The organism is Fretibacterium sp. (assembly GCF_057312375.1).
In genome coordinates this window covers 1-11,960 of sequence record NZ_DBHLDX010000057.1, presented here as the reverse complement: position 1 = coordinate 11,960, position 11,960 = coordinate 1, and the positions used below count along the sequence as shown (strand labels likewise).

Genomic DNA, 11,960 nt, shown 5'->3' with positions numbered 1-11,960 from the left:
ACAAGGTGGGCTGCAACGGCATGGCGGAGCTGACGCGCTACGCCATCCGGGAGGGGTACCTCGACCTGAGCTGAGCGGCGGACGCGCACGACTGGAACCGTTTTCATTGAGAAAGGACAAAGGGTCCCGCGGAACGAGGCGGGACCCCTTTTGTCATCTGCCCGTCCCTGTCACACTTTTTACTAACGCAGTTTAACGCTTTTCCTTATAGCGAGGAGCGCTGATTTCTCTTTATAATGCCTTACGTTTTATTCTGTTGTTCCGCTGTTCCGCTATCCCATATTCCGCTATTTTGAAAAGGAGTGATCACGGCATGAAACTTGAGATCGGAGCCTTTCACGTCAAGGACGTCAAGTTCGGCGACAGGACGGGCTACAGCAAGGGAATCCTCACCGTCAACAAGGAGGAGCTCCTGAAGGTCGTGAAGGAGGACGAACACATCACCACCGCGGACCTTCGGATCGTCCATCCCGGCGACGAGGTAGTCCTCTGCCCCGTCAAGGAGGCGCTTGAGATGCGCTGCAAGGTATCGGGCGGGCACGGGGTCTACCCCGGAGTCCTGTCCGAGATGGAGATCGCGGGATCGGGCCGGACACACTGCCTGCAGGGCTGCGCGCTGCTGGTCGTTGGCGAGCACGCCGGCGGATTCCAGGATGGCCTGATCGCCATGGGTGGACAATACCAGCACCACACCATCTTCGGCGACATGCCAAACCTCATCCTGGTCGCGGACACGGACGAGGAGTTCGAGCGCAGGGAACAGCAGAAGAAGAACCACGCGCTCCGCTGGGCCGGAATGAGGCTGGCCGAGTACGTCGGCCAGTGCGTCAAGGACCTCGAACCTGAAGACATCGAGGTTTACGACCTGCCTCCTATCCCCGACCGCACCGACGCCGTCAAGGCTCTGCCCGGCGTGCTCTACGTGCTCCAGCCCCAGACCCAGATGGAGGCCATGGGCTACAACACCCTCATCTACGGCTGGGACGGCAACCACATCCTGCCCACACTGATGCACCCCAACGAGCTACTGGACGGCTGTATGGTGTCGGGCAGCTTTATGCCCTCTTCCTCGAAGATTTCGACCTACGAGTTCGCGGTCAACCCGATGATCAAGAGGCTCTACGCCGAGCACGGCAAGACGATCAACTTCCTGGGCGTCCTGATGTCCACGCTGAACGTCAAGATGGACGAGAAGGTGCGCTGCGTCAAGATGGCCGGGGAGATCGCGGTCAACCTCGGCGCGAAGGGCGCGGTCGTCGTCGAGGAGGGATACGGCAACCCCGACGTGGACTACACCGCCATGCTGGTGGAGCTTGAGAGGCTGGGGATCAAGACGGTGGGGCTCTCCGACGAGTGCACGGGCCGCGACGGGGCGTCCCAGCCTCTCGTGTCCATGAACCCCGCCACCGACGCCCTGGTCACCACCGGCAACGTTTCCCAGATGTACACGTTCCCCAAGATGGAGGTCATCGGCGAGCTGGAGGCCCTGGCCCGCGACGGCAACAGCGGAGGCTGGGAGGGCTGCATCAATCCCGACGGCTCCTTCGTCATGGAGAACAACGGGATGTTCTGCGCCAACCACATCAGCGGCTACTCCAGAAGGACCTGCGCCGACTTTTAGCTGAGGAGGGATAAGCAATGAAGGCGATTCACTATATCAACCAGTTCTTTGGCCAGGTCGGCGGCGAGGACGCGGCCGACGCCAAGCCGGTCTTCCACGACAGCCTCATCGGCTGCTCCACGATGCTGAACGGCATGATGCCGGACATCGAGGTCACCAACACGATCGTCTGCGGCGACAACTACGTCACCAACCACACCAAGGAGGCCCTGCAGGAGATACTGGCCTGGCTTGACACCAAAAAGTTCGACATCTTCTTTGCCGGTCCCGCGTTCATGGCCGGACGCTATGGCGTGGGCTGCGGGCTGGTCTGCAAGGCCGTGGCCGAGAAGTACGGCGTGCCGGTCATCACCTCGATGAACGAGGAGAACCCCGGCGTCGAGGAATACAAGACCGTCGCCTACATCTTCAAGGGTGGACGCAAGGCGACCTTCATGAAGGACGACGTCACCCTGATGGCCAAGTTCGCCCAGAAGATCGCGAAAGGCGAGCCCCTTCTGCCCGCGGCTCAGGAGGGCTACTTCCCGCGCGGGGTCCGCGCTGAAATTCCCGCCCCCGACGGCCGCATGGCCGCCGATCGCGTCATTGACATGCTGGTAAAGAAGCTGAACGGAGAGCCCTTCCAGACGGAGCTCATCATCCCCAAGATGGAGAAGATCCCGCCCGCGGCGCCCGTTCCCGACCTGAGCAAGGCCACCATCGCGCTGGTCTCCTCGAGCGGCGTCGTCCCGGTGGACAACCCCGACCGCATCCAGAGCGCCTCCGCCCAGAAGTGGGGCAAGTACGACATCTCGAAGCTCGACTCCCTGCCTGAAGGAGTGTTCAAGACCATCCACGCCGGCTTCGACCCCGCAGCCATGTGCGCAGTGCCCGACCGCGGCGTCCCCGTCGACGCCATGCGCTATTTTGAGAAGCAGGGAAAGATCGGCAAGCTCTACGACCACTACTACGTCACCGTCGGCACGGGTACGACCCAGGCCTTCGCCGCCAAGTTCGGCAGGGAGATAGCCCAGGAGCTGCACAACGCCAAGGTCGACGCCGTGGTCCTCACCTCGACCTGAGGCACCTGCACTCGTTGCGGTGCAACGATGGCAAAGGAAATCGAGCGCACGGGCATCCCGGTGGTCGTGATGTGCAACCTCATCGACGTGGCCAAGACGGTGGGCGCGAACCGCATGGTCCAGACCGTTTCCGTCCCCTATCCCCTTGGGGACCCGGAGCTGAGCAAGGAGGCCGAGTGGCAACTGCGCACCAGCCGCGTCGGCGCCGCCCTGGACGCCCTCGCCACGCCGGTGGAGGCCCCCACGGTCTTCCCCTCCAAGTTCTAAGGCGACAGGGCGTTATCCCGCTGTCGTAAAAGAGGTTGAGCGCAGGGGCCGGAGCCTGTCCTTTGACGTCCCGTTTCCGGCCCCTGTCCTTCCCTTCATCCTCTCGACCCTGAAAGGAGTTGCAATACATGACGGACAACACCACGAAGAGTGGCGGACAGGATCGCGGGTCCGCAGGAAAATTCAACTCCGTCTACCTGATCTCCATCGCCATCACCCTGGCCGTCGTGGCCTGGGGCTATCAGGCCCCGGAGGCGTTCGGCCGCTTCGCCGACGCGCTGTTCGGCGGGCTGACGAAGTACTTCGGCTGGGGCTACCTGCTCACGATGAACCTTTTCGTCCTGTTCTGCATCGCCATGGCCTTCGGCCGCTTCCGCCACGTGCGCCTCGGCCGTCCTGAGGACCGGCCGGAGCACAGCAACATCTCCTGGTTCGCCATGCTCTTCTCCGCCGGCATGGGCGTGGGGCTGGTGTTCTACGGCGCGGCTGAGCCCCTGATCCACTTCGGCAACGCGCCCTTCGGCGCGGAGCCCGGTTCGATCCAGGCAGCGCGCGACGCCATGCAGATATCGTTCTTCCACTGGGGACTACATCCCTGGGCTGGCTACGCAGTCATCGCCATGCCGATGGCCTACTATCAGTTCCGGCGCAACTCTCCTGGACTCATCAGTTCCCTGTTCGTCCCCCTCGTCGGCCAAAAAGCCGTTGACGGTGCCTTCGGGAAGTTCGTGGACATCCTGGCCATCTTCGCCACCCTGGCCGGCATCACCACGTCGCTGGGCCTCGGCACCCTGCAGCTCAGCAGCGGCCTGAACGAGATCGTGGGACTCGGCAAGACGACCATGATCCAGGTCGGTATCATCATCATCCTCGCCGTGCTCTACACGGGCTCGGCCGTGATGGGCATCGACCGCGGCATCAAGTGGGTGGCCAACTTCAACCTCTTCGTCTGCCTGCTGCTGATGGCCACCCTGTTCCTCGTGGGCCCAACGCTGCCCATCGTGGACTCCCTGATGACGGGCGTGGGCGATTACCTCAGCGGGTTGGTGAAGGAGAGCTTCTCCATGGCTCCCTACGGCGGGCCCTACGAATCGCACCTGAGGAGCTGGACCCTGTACTACTGGGCCTGGTGGATCGCGTGGGCGCCCTTCGTCGGCTCCTTCGTCGCCCGCATCTCCCGCGGCCGCACGATCGCCGAGTTCGTCGCCGGAGTCCTCATCGTCCCGGCGCTCGGCAGTTTCACGTGGTTCGCCATCTTCGGGACCTCCGCGCTGCACCTCCAGCTGGTTCGTGGCATCGACATCGCCGCCCAGGTCACGAAGGACATCTCCGTGGGCGTCTTCGCCCTCTACAAGTACTTCCCTCTGGGTTTCGTCATGTCGGTCCTCATGCTGGTCCTCATCACGACGTTCTTCGTCACCTCCGCCAACTCAGCCACGTTCGTGCTGTCGATGTACTCCAACCAGGGCGACCTCAACCCCTCCAAGTCCAAAATGGGTGTCTGGGGCGTCCTAATGGCCGCGTTGGCCATCGTGCTCCTGATGACCGGCGGACTGCAAAACCTCCAGACCATCTCCCTGACCGCCGCGCCTCCCTTTGCTGTCATCATGATCTGCGCCTGTGTTTCCCTGTGGAGGAGCCTGTCGAAGGACGAGGCGGAGGGCAGGCTGTAGCGCGGCATGTTCCCGAAGGTTGTTTTTGAGGGCGTCCCCGGCGGCGCCCTCGCTTTTATATCATCAGGAGGTACGGCAACGATGAAAAACGAAAGCTGTCTCCTGCTCTTTTCACACGAGCGCCCCTGTTGGGACGAGGAGACCCTGGCGCTTGCCGGCGAAGCCCCCCACGCGCTGGGGGAACTCCTCAAATCGGGCGACCTCATGAGAATCGCCGCGGGCTACGGGCTCACGCCACAGGGCGTGCGGACGCGGGAACGGGTCTCGCGGGAGCTCTGCGTTCCCGTGAGCTCGGCGGGTGAGGTCCTGGTCGACGAGGTCCGGGCGGGCACGGCACTGGAGCGGAACCGCCTGGAACAGTTGCTGGACCGGGCGTTCATGACCGACTGGGGCATCAAGGAGATTACCGTCCGGGAGGAGTTTCCCGTCGTGCCCCGCCTGCCGGACGACCGATATTTCGCGCTCATGAATGGGCGCGTCCAGGCGCTCTGGCCCGACGACCCCACCGTCAGGTCCTTCCTCAAGGCGTTTCCCCACTGGGGCGTCGCCGCTCGGCCCCTGCCCGCTCCGGGACAGGAGGCACTGGACCGATGGGCCGCGGAGAACGGGGCCCCAATAGGGGCTCTGACGTTCGACTTCGTTCTGCGGAGCCGCTACGACTTCAACCATTACAAGGGCCTTGAACCCCTGCCCAGCGACCGCTTCAGGTTCCTCAACGCCGACCGGCTCTTCGCCCAAAAGGTACGGGGCCGGACGGAGGATCTGCTGCCCCTGATCGGGCGCCTCCACGTCTTTTTGATGGAACAGCGCCGCATCTACGTTCCAGGGTGGTTCGACATCGACAGGGAGGAACAGGAGAACTGGGTGCTGCTGGCCCTGGCCACGGACACGGAGGCGCAGTTGGCTTCCCTCACGGCGACGCTGCGCGCCTGGGGACACGACCTGATCGACCCCGCCAACCCGCTCTACATCGTCGGCACGAGCATCGAACGCCTGAGGGCGCAGAGGGAGCAGAAGCGCACGCTCTACGACTGGTTTCAGGAGGAGACGGTGCGCATCCTGCGCCCCGACGCCCCGGACGGGGAGTAGGAAACGACAGCAAAGGAGATCAAAACAAGCGATGGATATGGAAAGAGTCCTGCTTCTCTTCTCGCCGGAGCATCCCTGCTGGGACAGGGAAACCGTCTCCCTCGCAGGGGAGGACCCCTCGGCCCTGGCGCAGCTTGCCGAGGCCGAGGACATCGTGCCAATGGGCGGCGGCTTCGTGCTCACATCCAAGGGAATACAAACGCGGGAACGGGTCTCACGGGAGCTCTGCGTCCCCACCTCCCCGATAACAAGGAGCGTTTCCAACGAACTGGAGGCCGGTGCAGCACTGGAGGTCAACCAGATGGTGCAGTACCTGGACCGGGCGTTCATGACCGACTGGGGCATCAAGGAGATTACCGTCCGGGAGGAATTTCCCGTCGTGCCCTGCCTGCCGGACGACCGGTATTTCGCGCTTATGGACGGGCGCGTCCAGGCGCTCTGGCCAGGCGAGCCTCTGGTGCGTTCCTTCATGGAGGCCTTCCCCCACTGCGACTTTTCTGCGCGTCAACGCCCCGCTCCCGGGCAGGAAGCCCTGGACCACTGGGCGGAAGAAAACCATGCACCCCTGGGGACCCTGACGGTCGACTTCGTGCTGAGGCACCGCCACGACTTCAATCACTACAAGGACTACGCGCCCCTTCCGACCGATGTCTTCAGGTTCCGCAACGCCAGCCTGCTGATGGCTCAGAAGGTGAGCGGTCCTTGCACGGACCTTCTGCCCTTCCTCGGAAAGGTTCACCTCTTTTTCATGGCGCAGCGCCGGGTCTACGCCCCGGGGTGGTTCGACATGGACTGCGAGGACCAGGAAACCTGGAAGCTGCTGACGCTGGTGACGGACACAGAGGCGCAGCAGGACGACCTCACGGCGACGCTGCGCGCCTGGGGGCACGACCTGATTGAGCCCGCCAGGCCGATGTTCATCCTCGGCACGAGCATCGAGCGCCTGAGGAATCAGAAGGAACCCCAGCGCATGTTCTACGACTGGTTTCAGGAGGAGACGGTGCGCATCCTGCGCCCCGACGTCCCGGACGAGGAGTGACGCGGCAGGTCCGCTGCGCCGGTCCTCGAACCTGTCTCAGAAGCTCCGGCCCCCTTGCCCCATCAGCCCTGCCGCGTATAATAAGCGAGAATTTATGCATGATCTGCAGGATGCCGAGAGGGCGTTAACGCGATGGCCCGGACGACGGAAGGGCCGCGCGAGGGCGCCGTGCCGTCTTAATCCTTGGGGGAGGTTTTCATGAACGACGTGGGCGGGGTTGACCGCGGACTTGAGCGCGGGAAGGACGATGCGGTGCGCATGGCGGAGCTCTACGAGGAGCTGGCGCGCCATGCGCACCTCTACTACGACGAGGACGCGCCGGAGATTCCCGACGCGGAATACGACGCGCTAGTCCGGGAGCTGGCGGAGCTTGAGCGCGCACACCCGGACCGGGTGCGGCCGGATTCGCCGACGCGCCGCGTGGGCGGCACGGTGCTGGAGGGGTTCGAGAAGGTGCGCCACGAACACCCCATGCTATCCCTGGACAACGTCTTCAGTCCGGAGGAGCTGTCGTCGTTCCTGGAGCGCATCCGAGGGGACGTTCCGGAGGACGACTGGTCCTTCACCTGTGAGATGAAGATCGACGGCCTCGCCGTTTCGCTGCTCTACGAGGACGGTCGATTCGTCCGGGGGGCCACGCGGGGGGACGGCCGCGTCGGGGAGGACGTGACGGAGAACCTGCGCACCCTGCGGACCCTCCCCATGCGCCTGAAGGGCGCTCCGGCGGGGCGCATGGAGGTGCGCGGCGAGGTGCTGATGACGTGGGACCGTTTCAATGCGCTGAACGAGCGTCGAGAGGAGCTGGGCGAGCCACCCTTCGCCAACCCGCGGAACGCCGCCGCAGGCACGCTGCGCCAGATGGACTCGCGCATCGTCGCGGAACGCGGCCTGGATGCCTTCCTCTACTACCTCGTTGACGCCCCGTCCTTCGGCGTGGCGCGTCAGGGGGACGCCCTGGAGTGGCTGGCGGAGCGCGGCCTGCCCATCCAGCCGGCGTGGCGGCGCTGTGCGTCGCTGACCGAGGTGGAGGCGTTCATCGCCGAGTGGCAGGAGAAGCGCTTTTCCCTGCCCTACGTGACGGACGGCGCCGTGGTGAAGCTGGACGACCTGACGCTGTGGGACGGCCTGGGGGCCACGGCCCATGCGCCGCGCTGGGCGGTGGCCTACAAGTACCCGCCGGAGGAGGCGCGGACGAGGATCCTGAGCATCGACATCTCCGTGGGACGCACAGGGGCCCTGACGCCGGTGGCCAACCTGGAGCCGGTGCGGCTGGCGGGCACCGTCGTGCAGCGCGCGGGCCTGCACAACGAGGACGAGATTCGGCGCAAGGACGTTCGCGTGGGCGACGTGGTGCGCGTCCGCAAGGCGGCCGAGATCATCCCGGAGGTCGTGGCCGTGGAGAAGGAACGCCGCACGGGTGCGGAACGGCCCTTCGAGATGCCGGATCGCTGCCCTGCCTGCGGGTCCGAGGCGGTGCGACTGCCGGACGAGGCGGTGCTGCGCTGCCCGAACCGCGCCTCCTGCCCCGCGCAACTGAAGGAGGGCCTGCGATACTTCGCTTCCCGCGCGGGGCTGGACATACGGGGACTGGGAGAGCGGCTGGCGGAGCAGCTGATCGACAGCGGCCGGGTCAGGACGCTCTCCGACATCTACGACCTGACGGAGGAGGACTGGGCCTCGCTGGACCGCCTGGGAGAGAAGTCCGCCAAAAACCTGATGGGCGCGCTCAAGGCCTCGAAGGGCCGTCCGCTCCAGGCGCTCATCGCGGCGCTTGGCATCCGCTTCGTGGGCAAGCGCGTGGCGGAGCTCCTGGCGGAACGTTTCGGCAGCATGGACGCCCTGTCGGCAGCCTCGGAGGCGGAGATCGCGGACGTCGAGGGCGTAGGGCCGGTCATCGCCTCCTCCGTCGAGGCGTTCTTTCGCGACGAGGCAAACCTGGCGCTCGTGGAGCGGCTGAGGGAGCGCGGGCTGAACTTCTCCTCGGAAGACGCCACCGGTCACAAGGGAACGGAGCTTACGGGAAAGTCCTTCGTCTTCACGGGAGAGCTCTCCTCCCTGAAGCGCGCCGAGGCGGAGGCGCTGGTCAAGGCCCATGGCGGCAGCGCCTCCGGCAGCGTCAGCTCGAAGACCAGCTTCCTCGTGGCGGGCGCGGGCGGAGGAAGTAAGCGAAAGCGGGCGGAGGCGCTGGGGGTCCCCATCATCAGCGAGGAGGACTTCCTCAGGATGATCGGCGGCAGCGCCCCGGCTTAATCGCTCTTCTGGAGAAAGGCAAAATCCTCCCACCTTTATTCGGCAGCCCCTCTAAGTCCGGAGGCGGGATACGCCGTCCACCTCTGGCGACCGGCGCGGGGGTCTCGTAAAATAGCCGCCGGGTTGTCGAATTTGCTGAGTTTTGGGAGGAAGCTGAAAAGAGATGCTCGCACATTGGAAGAAACTGGCCCTTCTGGCGACGCTGTGCGGCGCCCTTTGCTGCGGCGCCCTGATCTTTGCCGCGCCGCTTCGGAATGCCTTTGGCGGTTTCGTCGCCTGGCTGGTGGAAACGATCGGGCGCCTGGGCTACGCGGGGATAGCGGGCCTGATGTTCCTGGAGTCCTCGTTCTTCCCCTTCCCCAGCGAGGTGGTGATGCCTCCCGCGGGGTACCTTGCATGGCGTGGTGAAATGTCCCTCTGGGGCGCCATCGCCGCCGGCATTGTGGGCAGCGTCCTCGGCGCGCTCTTCAACTATTGGGTGGCCGTCCGCCTGGGTCGACCACTGCTCCTGAAGTACGGCAGGTACTTCCTGGTGTCGGAGGAGTCCGTGTCGAAGGCGGAGAGGTTCTTCATCCGGCACGGACACGTCAGTACCCTCGTCGGCCGTCTGGTGCCCGTCATCCGCCAGTACATCTCGCTTCCCGCCGGCATCGCCCGAATGCCGCTCGGAACCTTCACGGCTTTCACGGCGCTGGGCGCAGGGGTGTGGGTCGTTGCCCTGACGCTCGTGGGCTACCTTCTGGGGGAGCACCAGGAGGGGCTGGGGCGCTACCTGCACGTCATCAGCCTGAGCTGCGTCGGCGTGGCGCTCCTCATCGCCGCGGGCTATGCCGCGTGGCTGTGCCTCAGGCGCCGGGCGTCGAAGGCTGCGGGCTCTGAAGGATCGGGAGGTAAATAACCACCCTGGCTCCGCGCTTTTGGTCCTTTCGGCTGGTGATCGCCAGGGAGCCCCCGTGCAGCGAGATCACCCGCCGCGTGAAGGCCAGCCCCAACCCCGTGGAGCCCCAGCCGGACCGTCCCGCCACCTGAGTTCCACTGTAGCCGGGGCCGTTGTCGACGATCTCAACCTCCGCCATGCGTCCGTTGGCGTCCAGCCGCGCCTGCAGCAGGATGCCGTGGGCGCCCACCAGCGTGTTGCCGCGCCAGGCGTTGTCCAGGATGTTGAAGACAGCCCGGATAAGACGCAGCTTGTTCGCCATGATGTGCGCCTCCTCGGCCTCCGGTGCGACGTGCATCGAAACCTCGTCCCTCCAGGGGAAGGCGCTGCTGTGGCGCTCTATCGTGCGGAAGAGTTCGCTCATGGCGAGGTCGTGTTTCTCGTCCCCCGACAGGAGCTCCTGGGTCATGGTCCCCATGTAGTCCGCGGCCTTCAGAAGCAATTGCGTCCTCTCGGAGGGCTCCTTTTTGTCCATCATCCTCGCCGTGCCCTTGATAACGGCGATGACGTTCTTCATGTCGTGTACGAGGTTGTTGACGTCCAGCATGTTGATCCCGCTGACGCTCGTTTCGCCACGCTTCAGCTCCGCGCCGATCCAGGAGTTCTTCAGGATGCTCAGTCGGATGGAGTACTTGACCAGCAGCCAGGAGGAGGACATGGCGCCGGCCAGGAAGCAGAAGAAGAGCGTAAAGCCCGTCATGCTGACGAAGGCTGCGTCAGCCTCCGGCAGGGCGGACTGAGGGAAGGGCACCCCCGTGATCATCTCCAGGCTATGGGAGGCGAAGAGCCAGAGGAGGAGAGCCAGGCTGCGGTCCAACACGTTCTCCACGCGCAGGGTAAGGGCGTGGAACAGGCACAGCAGGAGAAAGGCCAGGACGGGGTGCATGGAAAAGGAGAGCGCCAGGTCCGGGGAGAGGTGCGGCAGGAGCCATGCGGTTGCCATGAAGGCTACGGGGGGGACCACGACGTTGACCGCGTCCGAAAAATGCTCGGTACGGTGCGAGAGCTTTCGGGCGACGGCCTGCCAGGCGACGACGACCAGCATGTTCTGCAGCCCTCGGATCAAAACCTTGGAGAGGGCAAAGGAGAGCGTCGTGACGTTGTCCTGCCTGTTGATGAGGCGTTCGTAGAGCTCCGACAGAAGGGCGTTACCGTAGTAGACGACGAGAAGCGCCGCCAGGAATATGGCAGCCAAAGAGCAGAGTCGGGATATGATGTGAAGCGTGGTCCCGCGCTGTGGCGGAGTCTGAAGCCCGTTTTCCTCAAATGGCGTCGGCATGGTATGGCCTCCTCTGGTCTGCGCCGGGTAAATTGGCGGACGTTCGCGCGGGGACGGGTCCCCGCGGGGCGTCCGGGACTTTGTCGTCATTTATTATAATAGATGATAACGGATGCGTTAGAGCGACTTTTAAGACAACGCTTTGAGAAAATTTTTTTGCAAAGGAGCGGCGTGAGGACACATCATGAAGAAGAACCCGGAGAGCCCTGCGGATAATTTACTGACGGCGGAGGATGACGCCCTCTCCCTGGACTGCGACGCCTGGCGGAGGGTGATGGAGGGGCTGGGCGAGCCGCGCTTTCGGGCGGATCAAATCTGCCAGTGGATCTACGCTCACAAGGTCTTTGATTATCACGAGATGAGCAGCCTCTCGAAATCCCTGCGGGAGCGGTTGTGCGGCACGGTCCTGATGACCCTGCCCATCCTGATTCAGGACCGGCGATCACGGGACGGCACGCGGAAGTACCTGTGGCAGATGGCGGACGGAGCGCGCGTCGAGTCCGTGCTGCTGGATCACGGGGGGCACAGGACGGCCTGCATCTCAAGCCAGGTCGGGTGCCCCCTCGCCTGCACCTTCTGCGCAACGGGGACGCTGGGCTTCGCGAGGAACCTGACGCCCGGAGAGATCGTGGGGCAGTTTCTTATGATGGAGCGGCGCGTCCTGGACGCGGGGTTGGGGCCGGGGATCAACAACGTCGTCTTCATGGGGATGGGGGAGCCCCTGCTGAACGAGCGGAACGTCTT

The 11,960-nt window shown here is 64.4% G+C and carries 8 protein-coding genes and 1 pseudogene; 8 read left to right on the top strand and 1 reads right to left on the bottom strand.

Going from position 1 to position 11,960, the window contains the following annotated elements; genetic code table 11:
- Positions 1–313 precede the first annotated feature (313 nt).
- The 7 genes from ACO41U_RS08290 (at position 314) to ACO41U_RS08260 (ending at position 9,898) form a co-directional block, all read left to right on the top strand.
- On the top strand, positions 314–1,621 hold the full coding sequence (locus ACO41U_RS08290; protein ID WP_485943087.1) for a glycine/sarcosine/betaine reductase component B subunit: 1,308 nt from the start codon (positions 314–316) through the stop codon (positions 1,619–1,621).
- Between the two features lie 17 nt (positions 1,622–1,638).
- Positions 1,639–2,949 (top strand): glycine/betaine/sarcosine/D-proline family reductase selenoprotein B, encoded by a 1,311-nt coding sequence (locus ACO41U_RS08285; protein WP_485943085.1) that lies wholly within the window; start codon positions 1,639–1,641, stop codon positions 2,947–2,949.
- A 128-nt stretch (positions 2,950–3,077) separates the two neighbouring features.
- Positions 3,078–4,622 (top strand): BCCT family transporter, encoded by a 1,545-nt coding sequence (locus ACO41U_RS08280; RefSeq protein WP_485943083.1) that lies wholly within the window; start codon positions 3,078–3,080, stop codon positions 4,620–4,622.
- Positions 4,623–4,703: 81 nt separating this feature from the next.
- Entirely contained in the window at positions 4,704–5,711 is a 1,008-nt protein-coding gene (locus tag ACO41U_RS08275) for a hypothetical protein (RefSeq protein ID WP_485943081.1), read from the top strand.
- Between the two features lie 31 nt (positions 5,712–5,742).
- On the top strand, positions 5,743–6,750 hold the full coding sequence (locus ACO41U_RS08270; protein ID WP_485943079.1) for a hypothetical protein: 1,008 nt from the start codon (positions 5,743–5,745) through the stop codon (positions 6,748–6,750).
- A gap of 198 nt (positions 6,751–6,948) precedes the next feature.
- Complete coding sequence (gene ligA / locus ACO41U_RS08265; protein WP_485943077.1) at positions 6,949–9,000, top strand: NAD-dependent DNA ligase LigA; 2,052 nt, start codon at positions 6,949–6,951, stop codon at positions 8,998–9,000.
- A gap of 163 nt (positions 9,001–9,163) precedes the next feature.
- Positions 9,164–9,898, top strand: coding sequence for a DedA family protein (locus ACO41U_RS08260; RefSeq protein WP_485943075.1), 735 nt, complete (start codon positions 9,164–9,166; stop codon positions 9,896–9,898).
- Here the strand turns inward: ACO41U_RS08260 and ACO41U_RS08255 are convergent.
- Entirely contained in the window at positions 9,846–11,216 is a 1,371-nt protein-coding gene (locus ACO41U_RS08255) for a sensor histidine kinase (RefSeq protein WP_485943073.1), read from the bottom strand. The genes ACO41U_RS08260 and ACO41U_RS08255 overlap by 53 nt on opposite strands.
- Positions 11,217–11,400: 184 nt before the next feature.
- Between ACO41U_RS08255 and ACO41U_RS08250 the strand changes: the two are divergent.
- A pseudogene (locus ACO41U_RS08250) lies at positions 11,401–11,960 on the top strand (hypothetical protein); the annotation flags it as partial.

Excerpts from the sequence above, each read along its gene's own strand:
- ACO41U_RS08290 (WP_485943087.1), top strand. The coding sequence starts at position 314 with ATGAAACTTGAGATCGGAGCCTTTCACGTCAAGGACGTCAAGTTCGGC.
- ACO41U_RS08280 (WP_485943083.1), top strand. The coding sequence starts at position 3,078 with ATGACGGACAACACCACGAAGAGTGGCGGACAGGATCGCGGGTCCGCA.
- ACO41U_RS08275 (WP_485943081.1), top strand. The coding sequence starts at position 4,704 with ATGAAAAACGAAAGCTGTCTCCTGCTCTTTTCACACGAGCGCCCCTGT.
- ACO41U_RS08270 (WP_485943079.1), top strand. The coding sequence starts at position 5,743 with ATGGATATGGAAAGAGTCCTGCTTCTCTTCTCGCCGGAGCATCCCTGC.
- ligA (WP_485943077.1), top strand. The coding sequence starts at position 6,949 with ATGAACGACGTGGGCGGGGTTGACCGCGGACTTGAGCGCGGGAAGGAC.
- ACO41U_RS08260 (WP_485943075.1), top strand. The coding sequence starts at position 9,164 with ATGCTCGCACATTGGAAGAAACTGGCCCTTCTGGCGACGCTGTGCGGC.
- ACO41U_RS08255 (WP_485943073.1), bottom strand. The coding sequence starts at position 11,216 with ATGCCGACGCCATTTGAGGAAAACGGGCTTCAGACTCCGCCACAGCGC.